Origin of the sequence: Gaetbulibacter sp. PBL-D1 (assembly GCF_050509525.1) — a bacterium.
Taxonomy (GTDB): Bacteria; Bacteroidota; Bacteroidia; order Flavobacteriales; family Flavobacteriaceae; genus Gaetbulibacter_B; species Gaetbulibacter_B jejuensis.
Window position 1 is genome coordinate 1 of record NZ_JBNWKB010000005.1, and the last position, 21959, is coordinate 21959.

The 21959-nt window shown below is 34.8% G+C and carries 19 protein-coding genes; 7 read left to right on the plus strand and 12 right to left on the minus strand.

Features of this window, described 5'->3' with window-relative positions; all coding sequences use genetic code 11:
• From ACQ0RB_RS05315 to ACQ0RB_RS05340, 6 genes are all read right to left on the minus strand, one after another.
• The coding region (locus tag ACQ0RB_RS05315; RefSeq protein WP_430497017.1) for a GIY-YIG nuclease family protein at positions 1–298 on the minus strand (298 nt) is incomplete at its 3' end.
• A gap of 440 nt (positions 299–738) precedes the next feature.
• Positions 739–1302 carry a YceI family protein gene (locus tag ACQ0RB_RS05320; protein ID WP_129760714.1) on the minus strand — a complete coding sequence of 188 codons (564 nt, stop codon included), beginning with the start codon at positions 1300–1302 and terminating at the stop codon, positions 739–741.
• Positions 1303–1400: 98 nt separating this feature from the next.
• A complete protein-coding gene (locus ACQ0RB_RS05325; protein WP_335975143.1) occupies positions 1401–1985 on the minus strand; it encodes a Crp/Fnr family transcriptional regulator in 585 nt (194 codons plus the stop codon).
• Between the two features lie 808 nt (positions 1986–2793).
• Positions 2794–4701: an acetate--CoA ligase gene (acs, locus tag ACQ0RB_RS05330; protein ID WP_430497020.1), complete on the minus strand. Its 1908-nt coding sequence runs from the start codon at positions 4699–4701 to the stop codon at positions 2794–2796.
• Positions 4702–4704: 3 nt separating this feature from the next.
• The gene (locus tag ACQ0RB_RS05335) at positions 4705–5070 is read right to left on the minus strand and encodes a DUF779 domain-containing protein (protein ID WP_131507382.1); all 366 of its coding nucleotides are present in this window, start codon (positions 5068–5070) and stop codon (positions 4705–4707) included.
• 65 nt (positions 5071–5135) lie between these two features.
• Positions 5136–6635 carry an aldehyde dehydrogenase family protein gene (locus ACQ0RB_RS05340; RefSeq protein ID WP_430497022.1) on the minus strand — a complete coding sequence of 500 codons (1500 nt, stop codon included), beginning with the start codon at positions 6633–6635 and terminating at the stop codon, positions 5136–5138.
• Between the two features lie 228 nt (positions 6636–6863).
• Between ACQ0RB_RS05340 and ACQ0RB_RS05345 the strand changes: the two genes are divergently transcribed.
• On the plus strand, positions 6864–7781 hold the full coding sequence (locus tag ACQ0RB_RS05345) for an AraC family transcriptional regulator (RefSeq protein WP_430497024.1): 918 nt from the start codon (positions 6864–6866) through the stop codon (positions 7779–7781).
• 2 nt (positions 7782–7783) lie between these two features.
• Here the strand turns inward: ACQ0RB_RS05345 and ACQ0RB_RS05350 are convergent, their stop codons facing one another.
• Together ACQ0RB_RS05350 and ACQ0RB_RS05355 are read right to left on the minus strand one after the other, a co-directional pair.
• On the minus strand, positions 7784–9508 hold the full coding sequence (locus tag ACQ0RB_RS05350; RefSeq protein ID WP_430497026.1) for a sodium:solute symporter family protein: 1725 nt from the start codon (positions 9506–9508) through the stop codon (positions 7784–7786).
• On the minus strand, positions 9498–9752 hold the full coding sequence (locus tag ACQ0RB_RS05355) for a DUF4212 domain-containing protein (RefSeq protein WP_129760707.1): 255 nt from the start codon (positions 9750–9752) through the stop codon (positions 9498–9500). Before ACQ0RB_RS05355 ends, ACQ0RB_RS05350 begins: the two co-directional genes overlap by 11 nt.
• 181 nt (positions 9753–9933) lie before the next feature.
• Here ACQ0RB_RS05355 and ACQ0RB_RS05360 point away from each other — a divergent pair, with 181 nt between their 5' ends.
• Entirely contained in the window at positions 9934–10827 is an 894-nt protein-coding gene (locus ACQ0RB_RS05360) for an AraC family transcriptional regulator (protein ID WP_262732975.1), read from the plus strand.
• A 5-nt stretch (positions 10828–10832) separates the two neighbouring features.
• Here the strand turns inward: ACQ0RB_RS05360 and ACQ0RB_RS05365 are convergent, their stop codons facing one another.
• Positions 10833–12215 carry an alanine/glycine:cation symporter family protein gene (locus tag ACQ0RB_RS05365; RefSeq protein WP_430497029.1) on the minus strand — a complete coding sequence of 461 codons (1383 nt, stop codon included), beginning with the start codon at positions 12213–12215 and terminating at the stop codon, positions 10833–10835.
• 106 nt (positions 12216–12321) lie between these two features.
• Here ACQ0RB_RS05365 and ACQ0RB_RS05370 point away from each other — a divergent pair, with 106 nt between their 5' ends.
• Both ACQ0RB_RS05370 and ACQ0RB_RS05375 read left to right on the plus strand, forming a co-directional pair.
• Complete coding sequence (locus ACQ0RB_RS05370; RefSeq protein WP_129760704.1) at positions 12322–12783, plus strand: SRPBCC domain-containing protein; 462 nt, start codon at positions 12322–12324, stop codon at positions 12781–12783.
• 1 nt (position 12784) lies between these two features.
• Positions 12785–13249 (plus strand): DUF1572 domain-containing protein, encoded by a 465-nt coding sequence (locus ACQ0RB_RS05375; RefSeq protein WP_430497031.1) that lies wholly within the window; start codon positions 12785–12787, stop codon positions 13247–13249.
• Here ACQ0RB_RS05375 and ACQ0RB_RS05380 read toward each other — a convergent pair.
• A complete protein-coding gene (locus ACQ0RB_RS05380) occupies positions 13241–14191 on the minus strand; it encodes a phosphoribosylaminoimidazolesuccinocarboxamide synthase (protein WP_430497033.1) in 951 nt (316 codons plus the stop codon). The genes ACQ0RB_RS05375 and ACQ0RB_RS05380 overlap by 9 nt on opposite strands.
• 88 nt (positions 14192–14279) lie before the next feature.
• Positions 14280–15233: a PhoH family protein gene (locus ACQ0RB_RS05385; protein WP_131507400.1), complete on the minus strand. Its 954-nt coding sequence runs from the start codon at positions 15231–15233 to the stop codon at positions 14280–14282.
• Between the two features lie 110 nt (positions 15234–15343).
• On the opposite strand from ACQ0RB_RS05385, the gene ACQ0RB_RS05390 reads away from it, so the two are divergent.
• The 3 genes from ACQ0RB_RS05390 (at position 15344) to gldG (ending at position 18975) form a co-directional block, all read left to right on the plus strand.
• Positions 15344–16180 (plus strand): SAM hydrolase/SAM-dependent halogenase family protein, encoded by an 837-nt coding sequence (locus ACQ0RB_RS05390; RefSeq protein ID WP_134200096.1) that lies wholly within the window; start codon positions 15344–15346, stop codon positions 16178–16180.
• Between the two features lie 2 nt (positions 16181–16182).
• On the plus strand, positions 16183–16479 hold the full coding sequence (locus ACQ0RB_RS05395) for a putative quinol monooxygenase (RefSeq protein ID WP_131507404.1): 297 nt from the start codon (positions 16183–16185) through the stop codon (positions 16477–16479).
• A gap of 105 nt (positions 16480–16584) precedes the next feature.
• Positions 16585–18975, plus strand: coding sequence for a gliding motility-associated ABC transporter substrate-binding protein GldG (gldG, locus tag ACQ0RB_RS05400; RefSeq protein ID WP_430497036.1), 2391 nt, complete (start codon positions 16585–16587; stop codon positions 18973–18975).
• Between the two features lie 49 nt (positions 18976–19024).
• Here the strand turns inward: gldG and ACQ0RB_RS05405 are convergent, their stop codons facing one another.
• On the minus strand, positions 19025–21946 hold the full coding sequence (locus tag ACQ0RB_RS05405; protein ID WP_430497038.1) for a S8 family serine peptidase: 2922 nt from the start codon (positions 21944–21946) through the stop codon (positions 19025–19027).
• Positions 21947–21959: the final 13 nt, after the last annotated feature.

Genomic DNA, 21959 nt, shown 5'->3' on the forward strand with positions numbered 1-21959 from the left:
CATACTCTAACAAAACTTTTTCATACAAATCTTCCCAAGCGGGATTCATACCTTGTATCAACGCTTCTTTTTTCGCTCTACTCCCTGCTTTCAATTGTTTTTCTCTTCCTATGGCATCACCAATCATTTGAAACGCTTCATAGTATACTAGTTTATTTATACGATAACGCGTGGTAAATGCCTTAGGATCACTTTGTGCTTTGTGCTGTTGCACACGTAATATCAAATTTGAAGTAACACCTACATATAATGTTGTATTATTATAATTGGTGAGTATGTAAATAAAGCCTGGTTTCATAAGACATTGATAACATATTAGTTATTAATACCAATATACTCATTTTTGAGACTGCTTCGTTGCACTCGCAGTGACGTTTATGATGGGGTCATTGCGAAGCCTTTAGGCTGTGGCAATCTATATGTTTAAAAAAGACTGCCACGTTATACTCGCAGTGACAAAAAAAAGGATGAGACTGCCGCGTCTCTACACTTCTAGCAGTGACAGTGAAGAATGACGTTGAGATTGCTTCGTTGCACTCGCAGTGACGTTTATGATGGGGTCATTACGAAGCCTTTTGGCTGTGGCAATCTATACATTTAAAATAGACTGCCACGTTATACTCGCAGTGACAAAAAAGAGACTACCACATTGCTATGCTTCTCGCAGTGACAAGGAATGACAAAAAAAACCGTTTCTGGGGAAGAAAACGGTTTTAGTGCTATTAATTTATTAAGGGTTTAAAACTGAAGGTCTGCTACAATATCAAACTCATCATATATTGCTTTGTCTTTTAAGTTGTTGAAAAAACTTTTAGAACCATAACGTACATTGTACTGGCTACGGTCAATTTTTAAGTTTACAGTGGCCTTACTTCCGTAAACTGACAACGTGAAACTAATAGGGTTAGTGATGCCTTTTATAGTTAGGCTTCCTTGTACATCGTAAGCATTTTTACCTGATGGTGTTACTTTAGTAAATACCAACTTAGCTGTTGGATGATTCTCTACACCAAAGAAATCGTCGCTTTTTAAGTGTCCGTCCAATTGGTCTTTGTACTCGCCTTCGAGGTCTGTGGTGTTAATGCTAGTCATATCCATTACAAACTCGCCTCCTGTAAGTTGCTCGCCATTGAATTGTAATGTACCAGATTCAATCTTAATAGTCCCTTCGTGAGATCCTGCTACTTTGTAGCCTTTCCAAACGACTTTACTCTCTGAAGTGTTTACGGTTTGTTCTTGTGCTTCAACTGAAGCTGTAAATGTTGCAAATGCTATAATTGCAGTGGTTTTTAATGTGTTCATTTTGTTGTGGTTTTTTTGATTAAAAAATTACACTACAAAACTATCAACACATTGTAAGGGTAAAAATGAAGTAGTTTATAAAATAAGGTTAAACTAGTTTAACTTTCTTGAGCGACCTGTTTTTTTATTTTGCTTAAAAACTCTTTGGTAATACCCAAATAAGAGGCTATCATGTACTGCGGAATGCGTTGTTCTATCTTAGGATAGGTTGCTCTAAAGAACAGATAACGGTCTTTAGCCGTCATACTAAAGTTGCGGATAATTCGGTTTAAGGCTGCTGCTAGACCACGTTCGGTTACCTTACGGAAAAAGCGCTCTAGCTTTGGGATACGTTCGAAGATCTCTTCGATAGTGTCATAATGAAATTGTGCCAACTCGGTATCTTCTAAACACTGTATGTTGAATTCGGCAGGTGTTTGATTTATGAAACTTCCAATATCTGAAGTCCACCAATCTTCAACACCTAGCATAATGATGTGTTCGGTTCCTGTATCGTCTACGTAAAATAGTTTGGTGCACCCTTTTAGTATAAACGAACTGGTTCTGCACACATCGCCTTGCTGAAGGATGTATTGTCCTTTTAAATACCTACGATAGTGTAAATGCTCCACTAGATAATCGGTTTCTTCTTTGGTGAGCGCTACGTGTTTTGCTATGTAGTTTAAAAGTGGTTGGAAGTGCATAACTGTACTTTTGGTAAAAATAGAAAAAGTAGTTTATAGTTTTAAGGTTTATTTGGGTTTAGTTTTTGGGTTTTCGATACATTCCTGCTTTGCTGTAGGAACACTTGAACTGACAGCACAAAGTAACTACACTGAAATTATGGATTCCGCGTCGTAGCGCGGAATGACAAAACTGAGATTACTTTGTTATTTGTCTTCGACAGGCTCAGACTGACAATAAGATGAGATTGCTTCATTCTTTGTCTTCAATACTTCGGCTACGCTCAGCACAGGCTTGCTCAGACTGACAATAAGATGAGATTGCTTCGTCGCTACGTTCCTCGCAATGACAACAGTGTGAAATGCTGAACTAATGGATTCCGCATCAAGTGCGGAATGACAAAGCATATGGATTAGCTTCGATGAACCTACGGTTTCCGCATTTCCAAATAAAGTTTGGTACAGGCTCTGTGTGACAATAAGATGAGATGCTGAAATGAATTCAGCATGACGGTATTGAATGGTTCTCGATACATTCCAACTTTACTGCTGAAACACTCGAACAGACGAAAGTTGAGATTGCCACGTCGCTTCGCTCCTCGCAATAACAATGACGATTAAGTATATGGATTCCGCATCGTAGTGCGGAATGACAAAGCATATGGATTAGCTTCGCTGAACCTACGGTTTCCGCATTGCCAAATAAAGTTTGGTACAGGCTCTGTGTGACAATAAGATGAGATTGCTTCGTTGCACTCGCAATGACAAGGAAAGACATAAAAAAAACCGTTTCTCTCCAGAAACGGTTTATCATATAGAATTTAGTGTATTAAAGCACTCCATCCATAATTTCTTGTACACAATCAGGGTTTAACAATGTACTTGTATCTCCAAGATTAGCTGTATCATTACTAGCAATCTTACGAAGAATACGACGCATTATTTTACCACTACGTGTTTTTGGCAATCCACTAGTAAACTGTATTTTATCTAGTTTAGCAATAGGCCCTATTTGCTCTGTAATGAGTTGGTTTATTTCTTTACGTAAGTTATCGTGGTTTCTGCTTTCTCCTGTTTCTTTTAAAATAACATATCCATAGAGTGCGTTTCCTTTGATATCATGAGGAAATCCTACAATAGCACTTTCAGAAACTGCTGGATGCTCGTTAATAGCATCTTCTATTGGTGCTGTTCCTAGGTTATGACCAGACACAATAACAACATCATCTACACGACCTGTAATTCGGTAATATCCTACTTCATCACGTAACGCGCCATCACCTGTAAAGTATTTATTTTCAAAAGCTGAAAAATAGGTGTCTTTATAACGTTGGTGATTGCCCCAAATGGTTCTTGCCATACTTGGCCAAGGGAATTTTATACATAAGCGTCCATCTACCTGATTGCCTTTTATTTCCTGTCCTTGTTCATCCATTAGTGCTGGTTGTATCCCAATAAACGGTAAGGTTGCATAGGTAGGTTTTGTAGGTGTTGCAAACGGAATAGGTGTTATCATTATACCTCCTGTTTCGGTTTGCCACCAAGTATCTACAATAGGCGCTTTTCGTTTACCTATATTATCATCATACCAATGCCATGCTTCTTCATTAATAGGTTCACCAACTGTACCCAAAACCTTTAAAGACGATAAATCATGATTTTCGACGTGCTCCACTCCTTCTTTAGCTAGAGCTCTAATAGCTGTTGGTGCTGTATAAAATTGGGTTACTTTATGTTTTTCTACAATCTGCCAGAATCGACCATAATCTGGATAGCTTGGGACACCTTCAAACATAACTGTTGTTGCGCCATTAGCTAGTGGACCATATACAATATAGCTGTGTCCTGTAATCCAACCTATATCTGCTGTACACCAATAAATGTCATTTTCTCTATATTGAAATACGTTTTTAAAGGTATATGCTGTATACACCATATAGCCTCCTGAAGAATGCACCATCCCTTTTGGTTGACCTGTTGAACCAGAAGTATATAAAATAAATAAAGGGTCTTCGGCATCCATTATTTCTGGTACACAGTCGTGATAAGCTTCTTCCAACAGTGGCTCCAACCAGTGGTCACGTCCTTCTTTCATATTGATTTCAGAATGAATGCGTTTAGCTACTAAAACTGATTCAACTCCTTCACAATCGTTTAATGCATCGTCAACTATTCCTTTTAAGTCAATTGTTTTTGAGCCACGATATGATCCATCAGAAGTAATCACCATTTTAGCATCACAATCCTTAACTCTTGTTGCTAGAGCCGATGATGAAAATCCTGCAAATACTACAGAATGAATCGCACCAATACGCGCACAAGCTAATACTGAAATAGCTAATTCAGGAATCATTGGCAAGTAAATACACACTCTGTCGCCTTTACCTATCCCCTTTTCTTTTAGCACATTGGCAAACCGACATACTTTATCATGTAATTGCCTATAGGTTATATGCTGAGCGTCTTCATCAGGATTATTGGGTTCAAAAATAATAGCTGTTTTATCGCCTCGCGTATAAATGTGTCTATCAATACAGTTTTCGGTAATATTCAATTTTGCACCTTCAAACCACTTTACTTCAGGTTTTGTAAAATCCCATCTTAATACATTATCCCACTTTTTTCGCCACATGAAGTGCTCTTCAGCTATTTCTTCCCAAAAGACCTCTGGGTTTCTAACCGATTTACGATAGACTTGATAATATTCTTCTAAATGTTTGATATGGTAGTTACTCATTATTTATTCTGTTTTCGTTTTATTAAAATAGTTTTCTTCTTCTTGTGTTAGTAATCTAGACTTAATTATAAACCGGAGTCCTAAAGGGATTTCTAAAGAGAAGCTTGCGCCTCTACCTTCGGTAATATCTATCGTTAAGTGTGTGTGTTTCCAATATTCAAATTGGTCTTGATTCATGTAAAAATTAACACCTTGAAGCGTACCTAAAAACACATCACTCTCATCAAGATACATGTCATCCTTTTCAAAAATCATTGGTGCAGAACCATCACAACAACCACCACTTTGATGAAAAATAAGTTCACCATGTTTTTCTTTAAGCTGATTAACCACTGCTGCAGCTTTTTCTGTAATTGCTACTCTTTGCATACCCTAAATATATTAAAAAGGCTGAACATACATTCAGCCTTAGTTTCTAAATAAAACTAACTAATTTAAAAGAAACCTAACTTATTCTTGTCATAAGAAATAAGCATATTTTTGTTTTGACGATAGTAATCCATCATCATCACATGATTTTCTCTACCAAATCCTGACTTTTTATAACCTCCGAATGGTGCGTGAGCAGGATATGCATGGTAACAGTTTACCCAAACACGACCTGCTTTAATAGCTCGAGGTATTTGATATAATTGGTGTGCATCGCGTGTCCAAACACCAGCACCTAAACCGTATAATGTATCGTTTGCAATCTCTAAAGCTTCAGCTTCATCTTTAAATTTAGTCACACACACTACAGGTCCGAAAATTTCTTCTTGGAATACACGCATTTTGTTATGACCTTCTAAAATGGTTGGCTTAATATAAAACCCATTTGCAAGTTCGCCATCCAATTTATTAGCTTCTCCACCACATAATACTTTAGCACCTTCTTCTTTTCCTATCTCTAGATAAGACTGAATTTTCTCATACTGATCGTTTGAAGCCTGTGCTCCTATCATGGTATTTACATCATACGGATTGTCTTGAACAATAGCATTTGTACGTGCAATAACACGCTCCATAAACTTATCATAAATATCTTCTTGTACCAATAAACGTGATGGACATGTACAAACTTCTCCTTGGTTAAAAGCAAATAATACAGCACCTTCTATAGCTTTGTCTAAATACGCATCATCAGCATCCATAACACTATTAAAGAAAATATTTGGCGACTTACCTCCTAACTCCATAGTTACAGGATTTAAGTTTTTAGAGGCATATTGCATGATTAATTGTCCTGTAGTTGTTTCTCCTGTAAAAGCTACTTTATCAACACGAGAACTTGATGCTAAAGGTTTTCCTGCTTCTGGTCCGAAACCATGAACTACGTTTACTACACCTGGAGGAAATACATCTGCTATTTTTTCCATTAATAAAGTTGCTGAAGAAGGCGTTTGCTCTGCAGGTTTTAATACCACACAGTTACCTGTTGCTAAAGCTGGAGGCAACTTCCACGATAACATTAATAACGGGAAATTCCAAGGAATAATTTGACCAACAACTCCTAATGGCTCTTTAATGTTCATTGATAAAGTGTTTTCATCAAGCTCTGTTGCGCTTCCTTCTTCTGCACGAATACATGCCGCAAAATAACGCCAATGGTCTGCAGATAAAGGTACATCGGCATTAAGCGTTTCTCTAATAGCTTTCCCATTATCGCAGGTTTCAACCAATGCAAACTCTTCTAAATTTGCTTCAATAATATCTGCTACTTTATTTAATAAGGTTGCACGCTCTGTTGCAGATGTATTTCCCCAACTTTCTTTTGCTGCATTTGCTGCATCTAGTGCTAATTCTACGTCTTCTTTTTGAGATCTTGGATATTTCGCAATCACACTATTATCTATTGGTGATCGGTTTTCAAAATATTGACCATCTAATGGTTCTATAAATTTTCCGTTTATAAAATTTCCATAGGATTCTTTAAACTTTGGTTTTGAATAACTCATACTTTTTTAGTTTAGATTATTATTTCGCTTAAAATCAGATAATTATCAATCACGATGAATTGTTAAAAATTTTAACATTTAAACAATTTAAAGCCTATATATTTAGGTTATTGATAATTTTTATAAAGTTATTTTATGATATTCTGATTTTATTGAACATATTTATTAAATTGTTGAACATATCTATCAACACTAAAATAGACTTGTTCAATTTTTGTAATATTGAGTATGAATCATTTATTAAGACATCATAAAAGCCATAGAAAGCTCACCACTTTGGTAGAGAATCGTACTACCTACAATGCAGATTATGCCGAATTGAATATTTATGAAACCCATGAATATGCCGAAAAGGTATCGTTAACTTTCAATTTTCCTGTAATTGCAAGCATGCTTACCGGAAAAAAGATAATGCATATTGATGGCTTACCGTCTTTTGATTTTTTTCCAGGCGAATCTGTTGTGATGCCAACTAATAAAGAAATGATTATTGATTTTCCGTTGGCAAAAGCCAATGACCCAACGCAATGTCTTGCGCTTGGAATAGATAGCGATAAAATTGATGAAGTGGTTGAAAAGTTTAATCATCATGTAACTATTGAAAGCGAAAACAACAATTGGAAATTAGATGATAGCGCGTCGCACCTTATAAATAATGTAGATGTTAACCATTTAGTTGAGCGTTTGGTACATACTTTTACTAATACTACTTCGTCAAAAGATGTTTTATTGGATTTAATGATTCAAGAGCTTATTGTTAGGCTTTTACAAACCAAAGCAAAAGCTTTTTTATTGAATGACACTGATGGTATTTTTAACGACACACGTATAGGTTTTGTTATTAAATACATAAAACAAAACCTAACCAATAAGGACATTACCGTAGATTTACTTGCTGAAAAAGCATGTATGAGCGCGTCGCATTTTCATAAGAAGTTTAAAAACACACTCGGTGTGTCTCCTATAGATTATATCAATTCTGAAAAAATTAAATTTTCTAAAAAGCTTATCAAGGAAACCAAAGATTTACGCATGTCTGAAATAGCGTTTAAGTCTGGGTTTAATAACACCAGCTACTTTAACAGGCAGTTTAAAAAAATGGAATTAATGACGCCACAGCAGTTTAAAAACTCTATCAGTAAATAGTTTTAATGCTGAACAGCTTCGCCTGCTCCACTTGGTATTCTTATGTTTTCTACAATTTCTTGAACTTCAGCTGGTGGTGCTTTTGTAAATTTCATAACAACTATAGACACTACAAAATTAAGTACCATAGCCACTGCTCCAAACCCTTCAGGAGAAATACCAAACCACCATTCGCTTTTATCAGGAACAACATCGTCAAACCAACCTAGTTTGTACTTAATCATGTATAACAACATAGCTGTAATACCAACAATCATACCTGCAATAGCACCTTCTTTATTCATTCGTTTGTAAAAGATTCCTAAAATAATAGCCGGAAAAAAGGATGCCGCTGCCAACCCAAATGCAAGAGCTACAACAGCTGCTACAAAACCAGGTGGATTAATCCCAAAATAGCCTGCAACACAAACAGCACCAACAGCTGATAAACGCGCAGCGATGAGTTCGCCTTTTTCAGAAATATTAGGCTTGATAATCTTTTTAACTAAATCATGAGAAACAGAAGCTGAAATAACTAACAATAAACCTGCTGCTGTTGATAGTGCTGCAGCTAGTCCGCCAGCAGCAACTAAAGCTATCACCCAGTTAGGCAGTTTGGCTATTTCAGGATTTGCTAACACCATGATATCTCTATCTACAGTTAATTCGTTTGTAGATTCGTCAGCTACATATTGAATTAGTCCGTCGTTATTTTTATCAGTAAATGCAATAAGTCCTGTAGCTTCCCATTTTTTAAACCATTCAGGAACCGTCGCATACGGTTGATTGGAAACCGTTTCAATTAAGTTTGTTCTAGCAAAAACAGAAACAGCAGGTGCTGTTGTGTATAAAATAACAATAAGCAGCAACGCAATACCTGCCGATTTACGAGCGTCTTTAACTCGTTTTACCGTAAAAAACCTAACAATTACATGCGGTAAACCTGCTGTACCTACCATTAATGCCAAGGTAATTGCAAAGACATCAATCATAGATTTTGAGCCATTGGTATATTCAGAAAAACCGAGTTCTGTGCTTAAACCATCTAATTTATCTAATAGATAAGTTCCTGAACCATCACTTAAAGTATCCCCAAAACCTAATTGCGGAATCGGGTTTCCTGTCATTTGAATAGAAATAAAAATAGCAGGAACCATAAATGCAAAAATAAGTACACAGTATTGCGCTACTTGTGTATAAGTAATGCCTTTCATTCCACCTAAAACAGCATAAAACAAAACAATAAGCATCCCAATAATAACACCTGTATCAATATCAACTTCTAGAAAACGAGAAAACACAACACCAACGCCACGCATTTGTCCTGCCACATAAGTAAACGACACAAGCAAAGCACAAAATACAGCAACAATACGTGCAGTTTTAGAATAATATCTATCACCTATAAAATCAGGTACTGTAAACTTACCAAACTTACGCAGATAAGGTGCTAGTAAAAGGGCTAATAACACATAGCCACCAGTCCAACCCATTAAATACACAGAACCATCATAACCACTAAAAGAGATAATTCCTGCCATAGAAATAAATGATGCGGCACTCATCCAATCGGCTGCTGTTGCCATTCCGTTTGCCAATGGAGAAACGCCACCACCAGCAACATAAAAGTCTTTTGTAGAGCCTGCTCTAGACCAAATAGCAATACCTATGTATAAAGAAAATGTAATACCAACGAGTATGTAGGTCCATGTTTGAACATCTACATTTAAGAAGAAATTATGCATCATATCCGTACTTTTTGTCTAGTTTATTCATCAATCTAACATAAACGAAAATAAGGACGACAAACACGTACATAGATCCTTGTTGAGCAAACCAAAACCCAAGTTTAAAGCCTCCTAATTGTATGGTATCTAATTCATCCTTAAATAAAATTCCTGCGCCATAAGACACCAGAAACCAAATTGCTAAGAGGATTAAAACGTATTTAATATTGGCTTTCCAATACTTTACTGGGTTTTGTTTATTCATAATAAAAAACTGTTTTAATTTTCAATTTATAAATAAAAGCCAATAATAATTATTAAACTATCAACATTTTCACTAATTCTTATACAATAATTTCAAATCATAATATTAATCTATCAAAATAAGCACTAGTTTTTGGGAATGGTTAATTTTTACTAAATTAAGGCTGCTTTTTTAATGAACCATGTGCGAAAATATCCATAGAGAAATTACCCAACTAAAACCTTTTGATGTGTTTTTGGTTATTGATCGAACCAAACCAAGTTTTGATTTTCCAATTCACTTTCACCCAGAGTACGAACTTAATTTTATTAGAAATGGTAAAGGTATACGACGTATTGTTGGTAACAGTATGGAAGAAATTGACGCTATTGAATTGACGCTTATAGGCTCAAACCTTGAACATGGTTGGGAGCATCATAACTGCACAAGTAATGCTGTTGATGAGATAACCATTCAGTTTCATGATTGGTTATTTACTGATGAATTGCTGAATCTAAATGCGTTTAAAGCCATTAAACAATTGTTCTTAAGAGCGAAGGAAGGCATAAATTTTTCAACAGAAACTGCTTTAAAACTTGAAAAACAGCTTACCTCTTTAGCTGAACACAATAATATTAATGATTATTTTGAATTGTTTTCAATACTTCAAACATTGGCTGACAGTGATGACTATAGACTACTCAATACTGACAACGATGTTGAAATAAGCGAATATGAAAACAGTAAAAAAATACAATTGGTACATGATTTTGTACATAATAACTATCACCAGAAAATTTCGTTAGATGAAATTTCTAACTTGGTAAATATGAGTACAAGCTCTTTTAATCGTTTTATAAAAAAACGAGCAGGTAAGACTTTTATTAACTATGTAAATGATGTTCGTTTAATTTATGCTACAAAACAACTTATAAATACTGATATGAGTGTTAGCGAAATTAGTTACAATTGTGGATTTAATAACATATCCAACTTCAACAGGATATTTAAAAAAATCAAAAAAATTACACCAAGCAATTACAGAAACGAGTTTAGTAAAGTCACTCGTTTTTCATCTGAATTACACCAAGTATAATTCATTTATTTATCAGAAGAAGTCTTTAGCGTTTGTGTGTAGCTTTTAATTTGTTTAACCACTTTAGGTGCTAAAATAAGCGTAGAAATCATTGTTGGAAATGCCATTAAAGCAAAAAAACCATCAATTAAATTAATCATCATTGCTAGTGAGGTAGTTGCTCCCATTATAATACTAAGTATATACACTATGTTGTAGTAATTTTTGTTTTTAGCTCCAATTAAAAACGATAAACATTTTGTTCCATAATATGAATATGAAAACAAAGATGACACACTAAAAACTATAATACAACACAACAACATGTATTTACCTGTTGAAGCAAATGTTTGTTCAAAAGCTAAAGCTGTAAGGCTTACTCCATTGGCATCAGTAGTTTTCCAAACACCAGTTACCAATATAGCTAAAGCAGTAAGTGTACATACAATAATAGTATCTATAAATGGACCTAACATAGCTACTAAACCTTCACGAACTGGTTGTGATGTTTTAGTTGCTCCATGAGCCATTGGCGCAGTACCAATACCTGCTTCGTTAGAAAATGCACCTCTACGTATTCCTAAAAGTATAAGTCCGCCAACTACACCTCCTAAAAATGTATCTCCTGTGTAGTGATGAGCTGTAAATGCTTCAGTAAAAATAAGCGAGAAATATTTTGGTACTTCACTCGCATTTAAAATTAAAATTGAAAGCACCATTACAAAATACAACAACACCATAGCAGGTACTAACTTTGAAGCTGTTTTACTAATTCTATTTAATCCACCAATAATTACCAAAGCAGTAAAAAACACCAAAACGCCACCTATAACAAGGTTTGAGGTAGTATTCACCTCCACTCCATTTGGTTGTAACAATATATCATTAATAGCTTGCGTAAGCTGATTAACATTAAACACAGGTAATGCACCAACCATACCACAAAAACTAAAAAACACTGCTAAGGGTTTCCAATGTTTGCCTAAACCTTCAACGATAACATACATTGGTCCACCTTGTAAGTTGCCTTGACTGTCTTTACCACGATACATAATCGCTAAAGCAGCTGTGAAGAATTTTGTTGACATACCAATAATAGCACTCACCCACATCCAAAATACTGCTCCAGGACCTCCAATGGATATTGCAACAGCAACACCTGCTATATTCCCCATTCCAATTGTGGAAGACAATGCTGTAGTGAGTGCTTGAAAATGTGTAATTTCTCCAGGATCATGAGGATTATCATATTTACCTCTAAGTACACTTAAAGCATGACCAAACAACCGAAAAGGCAAAAATCTTGATAAGACAAGCAAGTACAAACCTCCTCCAATCAACAAAATAAGCAAAGGCAAACCCCAAGCATATGAAGCAAAATCTGAAATAAGTTGGTTGAGTTGTTCCATGAAATGTTTTATGCTGATAAAGATAAGTATAATTTAAATTGAGATTTAGAATCCAAAAATAATTACTGAAATGTCGTATATTAGTAACTAATGATTCTCTAAACAAATGAAAAAAATAAAATTTAGTACACAAGTAAATGCCTCCTCGCAAAAAGTATACGAAACCATGTTGGGTATCAATAACAAAAACACTTATGAGCAGTGGACAGCTGAATTTAACCCAACCTCAACCTATGAAGGCAGTTGGAAAAAAGGTGAAAAAATGTGTTTCGTTGGAACTGATGAAAACGGAAAAAAAGGTGGAATGATTTCAGAGATTGCTGAAAATATCCCATCCAAATTCGTGTCCATTCGCCATTATGGAATTCTTGATGGTGATCATGAAATTACTTCTGGTGAGCAAGTTGAAAAATGGGCTGGAAGCCTTGAAAACTATTCGTTAACAGAAAACAATGGTGTCACTACAGTAGAAGTTGAATTGGATACTGATGATAATTACGCAGATTATTTTAATAACACTTGGCCTAAAGCACTAAACAAACTGAAAGAGATTTCAGAAAACCAATAAAATGAATTCAACACAACAACTCGCCAATCGTTTACGCGAAGTTATTTTAAATGGAACTTGGATTGCTAACACCAATTACAAACACCAACTAGAAGGTTTAGATTGGACTGTTGCTGTTGCCAAAGTAAAATCGCTCAACACTATTGCTGTGTTAGCACAACACATCCATTACTACATTGCTGGTGTAAAACATGCTTTTGAAAGTGGTACGCTAGAAATACGTGATCAATACAGTTTTGATTTTCCTCCAATAGAATCACAAGAGCAATGGAATGCTTTTTTAAATAGATTTTGGACAGATACTGAAGGTCTTATCGAACTAATTGAAAAATTACCTAACAGTAAGCTTAACCAAAATTTTATAGATGAAAAATATGGAACTTACCAACGTAATATTGATGCTATGATAGAACATAGTTACTATCACCTTGGACAAATAGTATTGTTAAAAAAACTATTATCCTAAATAAGCCAATACATTAGTTTGAATACGCTCTTGTATATTACTTACATCAGCTTTTACAAAAGATTCTCCTGTAATGTTTTCGTAAAGTTCTATGTAGCGTTCTGAAACACTTGTAATATACTCATCGCTCATTTCAGGAACGGTTTGACCTTCTAAACCTTGAAAATTGTTTGCAATCAACCATTGGCGTACAAACTCTTTTGATAATTGCTTTTGGGCTTCTCCTCTATCCTGACGTTCTTGATAACCGTCAGCATAAAAATATCGTGAAGAATCTGGAGTGTGGATCTCGTCAATCAATACAATCTTTCCGTCTTTGGTTTTTCCAAATTCGTATTTGGTATCTACTAGAATTAATCCTCTTTCAGCAGCAATTTCAGAACCTCTTTTAAAAAGCTTACGTGTATAATCCTCAAGTACTAGGTAATCTTCTTCTGATACAATTCCGCGTTTTAAAATGTCTTCTCTAGAAATATCTTCGTCATGATCTCCCATTTCTGCTTTTGTAGCTGGTGTAATTATAGGTTCAGGAAATGCATCATTTTCTTTCATCCCTTCAGGCATTGGCACACCACACAACAGTCGTTTTCCAGCTTTGTACTCACGTGCAGCATGACCAGACATATAACCACGAATAACCATTTCAACCTTAAAAGGATCACACAAATGACCTACAGCAACATTTGGATCAGGAGTAGCTGTTAGCCAATTAGGAACCAAATCTTCAGTAGCTTTCATCATATTGGTTGCAATCTGATTTAAAATTTGCCCTTTGTAAGGAATTCCTTTAGGCATCACCACATCAAAGGCGCTTAACCTATCGGTTGCAATCATTACTAACTGCTCGTCGTTAATATTATAAACTTCTCTAACCTTTCCTTTGTATACACTTTTTTGATTAGGAAAATTAAAATTGGTATCTATTATTGTGTTGTGTGACATTTGCTTTAATTTATCATCATTACATACGATATAATGATAACTCTATTTAATTTTTTGTTGGCTGCGACTAAAAAACTACCAACTTAATTTATTCTCTATTTTCTATGCTCTTGTATGCTGCTATAATCTTTTTTACCAGCTTATGGCGAATAACATCTTTATCATCTAAAAATATAATACCTACGCCTTCTACATTTTTAAGAATTAACAAGGCTTCTTTAAGTCCTGAAATGGTACGACGTGGTAAATCGATTTGTCCAGGGTCACCAGTTAGTAAAAACTTAGCATTTTTCCCCATACGTGTTAAAAACATCTTCATTTGTGCATGAGTAGTGTTTTGACCTTCGTCTAAAATCACAAATGCATTATCCAAAGTACGTCCACGCATAAAGGCTAAAGGAGCAATTTGTATCGTTCCGTTTTCTATAAAACTAGCCAGTTTTTCTGCAGGAATCATATCACGTAACGCATCATACAACGGTTGCATGTAAGGGTCTAATTTTTCTTTTAAGTCACCTGGAAGAAATCCAAGATTTTCACCAGCCTCAACAGCAGGTCTTGTTAAAATAATACGTTTTACCTCTTTATTTTTTAATGCTTGAACCGCTAGAGCAACTCCTGTATAAGTTTTACCTGTTCCTGCAGGACCAATGGCAAATACCATATCGTTTTTGCGCATGCTTTCAACAAGCTTCCTCTGGTTAAGGGTTTGCGCTTTTATAATTCTTCCACCAACACCATGCACAATGGTTTCTCCACTTTGTTCAGACGTTGTATAATCGTCACTACTTTGACTGGTAAGTACTCGCTCAATAACATTTTCGTCCAACTTATTGTACTTAGCAAAATGAGTCATTAACATGGTCATACGACGGTCAAACTCTTCAAGCAAGTCTTCGTCACCATATGCCTTAATTTTATTTCCTCTAGCTACAATTTTTAATTTTGGGAAGTATTCTTTTAGAAGTTCGATATTTACGTTTTGAGCTCCAAAAAACTCTTTAGGAGTTATTTCTTCTAATTCAATTATAAGTTCATTCAAAAGGTACCTGATTTAATAAATTAATCTGTTTTGTTTTATTAATTTTGTGTAGTAACAAATCTACACAATTTTAAGCGAGGTTAGATTAAAAAAATATCAACAATTATTACATGGCAATAATCACATTAACAACTGATTTTGGCGAAAAAGACCACTTTGCAGGAGCTATTAAAGGTGCAATTTATAGTGAGCTTCCTGATGTTAGAATTGTTGATATCTCGCATTCGGTTTCTCCTTTTAATGTTCCTGAAGCGGCTTACATTATTCAAAATGCATACAGTAGTTTTCCTAAGGGAACTATTCACCTTATAGGCATCGACTCTGAGTTAAACCCTGAAAACAAGCACATTGCAGTAAAACTAGACGACCATTACTTTATATGTGCCAACAATGGAATAATGAGTATGATATGTGCCGAAATTGCTCCTGAAAAAATTGTGGAGATTAATATCCATGATAAAATTGAAACCAATTTTCCTGTTTTAGATGTGTTTGTAAAAGTAGCTTGCCATATTGCCAGAGGAGGGACACTTGAAGTGATTGGAAAAGTTATTAACACAATTAAGCCTATTAGAGATTTAGTGCCTTTTGTAAATGATGAAAAAAACCAGATTATTGGTAGTGTTATTTACATTGACAATTATGGCAACGTAGTTACGAATATAAGACGCAAATTTTTTGAATCTATACAAAAAACTCGTGCCTTTGAAATTTCTGCTCGTAACTACAAGTTTAAAGAAATATTGAACAGATATAGCGATGTTGTAAATTTTGACACTCCTGAAGATAAACGCTATGATGAAGGAAAAGGATTGGTTGTTTTTAACTCTTCAGGTTATTTAGAAATTGCGGTTTATAGAAGCAATCCTACTACTGTTGGTAGCGCCTCTACACTTATGGGATTAAGCATGCGAGATACTGTAACGGTTAACTTTTCAAAAACTTAAATATGTTTGTACGAATTGTAAAAATGAGCTTTGAGCCAAAACACATTGATGAATTCTTATCGAACTTTGAGTTAAGTAAACACAATATTAGAGCTTTTGATGGCTGTGAGTTTTTAGAACTTTACAGAGACAAGCACAATACAAACGTATTTTTTACGTATAGTTATTGGAATACCGAAGCCGACTTAGAGCGCTACCGACAATCGAGTTTATTTAAAGGTATTTGGAGTAAAACCAAACCTCTTTTTAATGCAAAACCTGAAGCTTGGAGTGTAGATAAATTGGCAAGTTTAGATTGATAAAATTTGAAATTACAAATTAATTCATCACAGAAACAGAACTAAAAAATTCGTGATTTACTAATAAACTTTTAACTTTCCACTTTAAACTTTTCAACTAAGATAATGCTAGCAATTCTAAAAAAAGAAATTACCTCATTTTTTGCAACACCAGTTGGTTACTTGGTTATCGCTATTTTTTTATTACTCAACGGATTGTTTTTATGGCTTTTTAAAGGTGAATTCAACATTTTAGATAATGGGTTTGCTGACCTCAATAGTTTTTTCACTTTAGCACCTTGGATACTTATTTTTCTTGTTCCTGCAGTCACTATGCGTAGCTTTAGTGATGAAAAAAAACAAGGAACACTTGAACTTCTACTCACTAAACCTGTAAGTCATTTACAAATTGTTTTAGGCAAATACGTTGGTGCACTGGTTTTAATACTTATTGCCTTGTTACCAACACTATTATACGTGTATAGTATATACAAACTTGGAAGTCCAGAAGGAAATTTAGATTTAGGGAGTATTACAGGTTCTTATTTTGGCTTATTACTTATGGCTGCTGCTTACACAGCTATAGGTGTATTTTCTTCAACACTCTCAGACAATCAAATTGTAGCTTTTATTATTGCTGTGTTTATTTGCTTCTTCTTTTATTTTGGGTTTGAAGGTTTAGCTAATTTTAATCTTTTTGGTGATGCTTTTCGCCTTGAAAAATTAGGAATGGACGACCATTACAAGAGCATTAGTAGAGGTGTTATTGATACTAGGGATTTACTGTATTTTATAAGTGTTATTGTATTGTTTGTACTCATAACATCTAGACGAATAGGCACAAAAGTCATTGATAAAAAAGAATGGTTACATTTGTTGGTATTACCTTTAGGATTATTGGTTTTAAACCTCTTTACACAGTCAATTTATAAACGTTTCGATTTAACACAAGACCAACGTTATACGTTATCAAAAGCTGCACTCAACACTGTTGAAAATGTAGATTCTCCTTTAATTATCGATGTGTTTCTTGAAGGCGATTTCCCTTCAGAATTTAGACGTCTTAAAACTGAAACCAAGCAGTTATTGGAAGAGTTTGCGCTTCAAAACAACAACGTTAAATTTAGTTTTATTAATCCTATTGAGAATGAAACATCTCGAGACCAAAACATTCAGCAATTGGTACAGCGTGGTTTACAACCCTTTCAACTTACCGTAAAAGAAAATGGAAAATCGTCTCAGGAATTAATTTTCCCATGGGCTTTGGCTAGTTACAACGAGCAGACCGTAAAAATCCCATTAATAAAAAACAGCATTGGAGTTACTGACCAAGAACGCATCAACAATTCCGTGCAACATTTAGAATATGCTTTTGCCGAAGGATTTAAAAAACTAACCACTGAAAAATCTAAGAAAATAGCCATTTTAAAAGGTAATGGCGAGCTGAATGACATATATATTGCAGATTTTTTAACAAGCATTAAAGAGCATTACAACATTGCTCCTTTTACTATGGATAGTGTTGCTAACCATCCGCAAAAAACCTTAGAGCAATTAAAAGGTTTCGATTTAATAATAGCTGCAAAACCAACTATTCCTTTTACTGAAGAAGAAAAATATGTCTTAGACCAATATACTATGAATGGCGGAAAAAGTCTTTGGCTTACCGAATCGGTTATTATGGACAAAGACAGTTTGCTAAACGACTCAGGAAGAGCTATTGCTGTTATTAGAGATTTGAACCTAAATGATTTTTTCTTTAAATATGGTGTTCGCATCAATCCTGTGTTAGTTAACGACATGTATTCTGCACCAATAACTCTTGCTATTGGAGAAGGTAGTGACGCTCAGTTTCAACCAATACAATGGCAATATTCGCCATTAGCAGCTAGTAATCCAAATCATGCAATAACCAACAACTTAAACTTGGTAAAGTTTGATTTTGCTAGCCAAATAGATACTTTAAAAAACGATGATATTTCAAAAACTGTTTTATTACGTAGCTCTCAACTAACCAAGCTAGATGGTGTACCAAGAGAAATAAGTTTAGATATTGTTACCCAAGAACCTGACCCAAAAACATATACTAAAGGATTACAACCACTTGCTGTTTTATTAGAAGGTGAATTTACATCGGTTTATAACAATAGAGTAAAGCCTTTTAATCTTTCTAATGACAGAACGAAGAGTGATGCTACTAAAATTATTGTCATTGCTGATGGTGACGTTATTAAAAATGATGTAGTAAGAAACAAGCCGCAACAATTAGGTTTTGATCGTTGGACAGGTGAAAGTTTTGGTAACAAGGAGTTTTTAGAAAATGCTGTTAACTACCTTTTAGACGACAATAAACTTATAGATATTAGAACAAAAGAAATTGCTATAGCGTTCTTAGATTCCAAAAAAATTGAAGCACAAAAAACAAAATGGCAGTTTATAAATATTGCATTACCTCTGCTCCTTTTAGGCATTTTTGGTTTTGTCTTTAAGTACTTAAGACGAAAAAAATACGCATAAAAAAAAGCGACCCAAAAGGTCGCTTTTTTATTTTATTGAGAGTTGTTTGTTATTTAACCATTAGTTTTTTAACTCCTTTTTGTTGGCCATTTATTACTTCAACAAAATACATTCCGCTAGATAAGTTTTCTACACTTACAAGTTTACGCTCGTTAGTATTAAATGATTTTGAAATCAATAAACGACCATTAATATCATAAACACCTACTTTAACATTTTCTTGTTGGTTTAACAAAGTAAACTCAAAATGATTTTTAGCAGGATTAGGATAAATTGCAAATCCTTCTAGTTTTTTATCAGCAACACTTAAAGGTCCTGCAGTACTACATAATTCAAGTGTGAAACTATTTAAAAACCCACCATCTTCATCATAACCATCATTAACTGTAAGAGTCCAATCACCAGCTGCATTTTCGCCTATAAATGGAGTCAATAAATTTTGAGGCTGCATTGTTCCTGAAAGTGCTGGCACTGTTCCTGAACAAGAAAACTCAACACCCGAATCATCAAAAGTTACATTTGTATCGTCTAAATCATCACAAGCGTTACTAAACAACACAACAGAAGTACCTGATGGACTAGTTAAACTAACCGTTAAATCACCCATCCAAGTATGTGATAAATTAACAGTCACATTAATATCACCAACTAAAATATCTTGACCTGCTGGTACATTTATAACCGATGTAACCGTATTTGCCACAGCCGCTATAGGTTGTGGGTTATCATTTGCAGTAGATGAAATAGAACAATTAACAGCTTCAGTAGTAAAAGAAGAAGACACAAAATTTGCATCAACACACTCAGAGAATGCCATAACTCTCCAGTAATATTGTGTGTTACTATTCAATGCCGGAACACTAACAGTGTTTGCTTCTACTGTATCTTCAAAAATTAGAGTACTAAAGTCAGAAAGCTCAGAAACTTCAACTTTGTAACCACTTGCTCCACTAACAGCGTCCCAAGTTAATCCTGGATATATGTAAACACCTGACTCTCCTGCGCTAGGGTAATTTAATGTTACATCACTAATAGGGTCAGCGCTTAATACTTCAATTTCCATTTGTCTTGTCTTAGTATCAGAAGTACCAGTAGCAATAACTTCAAAAGAATAAGTACCAGGAGTCACTGAGTCTAAACCAGATATTTCTAAAGTAAAGTCTTCATCGGCAGTGATTACGCTAGGAGTAAATGTTGCCACTACTCCTGCTGGTAATCCAGTAGCTGACAGTGTTGTTGGTCCATTGTAAGTATCACTTGATGAATAGTTAAAGTAATAGTCTCCTACTTCATCTGCACAAAAAGTTTTTGTAATATTTTCAGGAGTGAATGCAAAATCTGATTCAGAAATACCTGTTACGATTAATGCAAAATCTTGATTTCCTGAATCTAAAGTCCCTTTATGATTTACAATGATTGTATAATCTCCAGAAGGAACATCTATTTCAACTTTTTCAACATTATCAACATTATTCACGCTTCTAATTGCAGGAGAAGTATAACTAAATGCACTTAAAGCCCAAGGATAAGTTGTATTATTACTAGCATCTACGACTCTTAAATCTAAATCATTAACTAGTCTAGGTGTAGTATCATCTACTGTAGTACCCTGTACTGTACCTGCTGGGTCAGTCCAAGCAATTGTAACCACTAAAGGCTCTGTTCCTAATGCTGTTACTGACTTTGTGAATGTTGCTCCATCGGCAAGACTATTCTCTTCAATTAAAGACTGAAATTCTTCTTCTAAAATTGCAATAGCTGCTGTTTCACAATCCAATAATCCCCAACCAAAACGGTAGTCTGGACCTGGAAAAACACCTGCTTCAGAAGCAGTATGAATTGCTAAAGCTCTTAAAGTTGAAGACTTCATGAAATTACCATGAATATCACTGTAAAGCTCTTGGAGTAATCCTAAAGATCCAGCTATACTTGGAGCTGCCATAGACGTTCCATCTTGATAACCGTAGGATGTACTAGAAGTAGCTAAAGAAGAATAGGTGTTTACTCCTTTTGCTGAAATATCTGGTTTTATTCTTCCATCATCTGTTGGTCCCCAGCTACTAAAACCAGACATCACAACACTTGAAGGCCCTGTATAATTGTTAACTTGGTTTACAGCAGCAACTGTAATTCCGTTTTTAGAGACTCCTCTATCAGTTAACAAGTCATAACCATTATCTCCAGTATTGTAACCTGCGTTTCTATCATTTCCGGCAGAGAAAACAGCTGTATAGTAAGGTGCATTGTATAGTATATTATCTACTTGAGCTGCTAAATTATCATATCTCCCAAAATAATATGTTGGTAAAAATTCAGCATTAAGCCCATAAGAATGATTAGAAATTAACAACCCATTTGCTGCAGCAGTAGTCATTTCTGAAAGATCGTTATCAAAGTCATACGCATTTAAACTAGCTCTAAATGCCATACCTCTAGCTAGAATGGTTGGCGTATTAGATCCAATCATTGTTCCTGCTACGTGAGTAGCATGGTTAGACAATACTGTTGAACCATCTTGCTGAGTAACTCTATCTACTAAAATCTCATGTGTATCTAACACTTTTCCACCATCCCAAATACCTAGGGTCATTCCTGTACCTTCAACAGATAAATTTAGTCCTCCACTTGGACCTGTGTAGAGCTTATTTGCTCTAACCGTAACTCCAGCTCCTCTATTGTCTGTTGACAAATAAAGTAAAGTTCCATCTTCTAAAACTTTATGCAACTTTGACATACCTCCATTTTCTGTAAAAATTACAGTTGGTAAATTGTTTTCCATAGCATAAACTCTAGCCGCCTTTAAATCATTTTCAAAAGCTAACGAAAATTCATTCGCCATTTGTGAAAGTAATGCATGATCATAAGTAGCAATAATTTCTCTTTTTTGTTCATCGGTTTGGGCTGTTAAGAAATTAAAACTAACAAAAGAGAGCATTAGGATTAATTTATACCCGAAAGTATTTTTATACATTTTTCATTTTTTT

What these genes read in the sequence shown, in the direction of transcription:
- ACQ0RB_RS05320 (WP_129760714.1), bottom strand. Translation starts at nt 1,302, where the DNA reads ATGAACACATTAAAAACCACTGCAATTATAGCATTTGCAACATTTACA.
- ACQ0RB_RS05325 (WP_335975143.1), bottom strand. Translation starts at nt 1,985, where the DNA reads ATGCACTTCCAACCACTTTTAAACTACATAGCAAAACACGTAGCGCTC.
- acs (WP_430497020.1), bottom strand. Translation starts at nt 4,701, where the DNA reads ATGAGTAACTACCATATCAAACATTTAGAAGAATATTATCAAGTCTAT.
- ACQ0RB_RS05335 (WP_131507382.1), bottom strand. Translation starts at nt 5,070, where the DNA reads ATGCAAAGAGTAGCAATTACAGAAAAAGCTGCAGCAGTGGTTAATCAG.
- ACQ0RB_RS05340 (WP_430497022.1), bottom strand. Translation starts at nt 6,635, where the DNA reads ATGAGTTATTCAAAACCAAAGTTTAAAGAATCCTATGGAAATTTTATA.
- ACQ0RB_RS05345 (WP_430497024.1), top strand. Translation starts at nt 6,864, where the DNA reads ATGAATCATTTATTAAGACATCATAAAAGCCATAGAAAGCTCACCACT.
- ACQ0RB_RS05350 (WP_430497026.1), bottom strand. Translation starts at nt 9,508, where the DNA reads ATGATGCATAATTTCTTCTTAAATGTAGATGTTCAAACATGGACCTAC.
- ACQ0RB_RS05355 (WP_129760707.1), bottom strand. Translation starts at nt 9,752, where the DNA reads ATGAATAAACAAAACCCAGTAAAGTATTGGAAAGCCAATATTAAATAC.
- ACQ0RB_RS05360 (WP_262732975.1), top strand. Translation starts at nt 9,934, where the DNA reads ATGTGCGAAAATATCCATAGAGAAATTACCCAACTAAAACCTTTTGAT.
- ACQ0RB_RS05365 (WP_430497029.1), bottom strand. Translation starts at nt 12,215, where the DNA reads ATGGAACAACTCAACCAACTTATTTCAGATTTTGCTTCATATGCTTGG.
- ACQ0RB_RS05370 (WP_129760704.1), top strand. Translation starts at nt 12,322, where the DNA reads ATGAAAAAAATAAAATTTAGTACACAAGTAAATGCCTCCTCGCAAAAA.
- ACQ0RB_RS05375 (WP_430497031.1), top strand. Translation starts at nt 12,785, where the DNA reads ATGAATTCAACACAACAACTCGCCAATCGTTTACGCGAAGTTATTTTA.
- ACQ0RB_RS05380 (WP_430497033.1), bottom strand. Translation starts at nt 14,191, where the DNA reads ATGTCACACAACACAATAATAGATACCAATTTTAATTTTCCTAATCAA.
- ACQ0RB_RS05390 (WP_134200096.1), top strand. Translation starts at nt 15,344, where the DNA reads ATGGCAATAATCACATTAACAACTGATTTTGGCGAAAAAGACCACTTT.
- ACQ0RB_RS05395 (WP_131507404.1), top strand. Translation starts at nt 16,183, where the DNA reads ATGTTTGTACGAATTGTAAAAATGAGCTTTGAGCCAAAACACATTGAT.
- gldG (WP_430497036.1), top strand. Translation starts at nt 16,585, where the DNA reads ATGCTAGCAATTCTAAAAAAAGAAATTACCTCATTTTTTGCAACACCA.
- ACQ0RB_RS05405 (WP_430497038.1), bottom strand. Translation starts at nt 21,946, where the DNA reads ATGTATAAAAATACTTTCGGGTATAAATTAATCCTAATGCTCTCTTTT.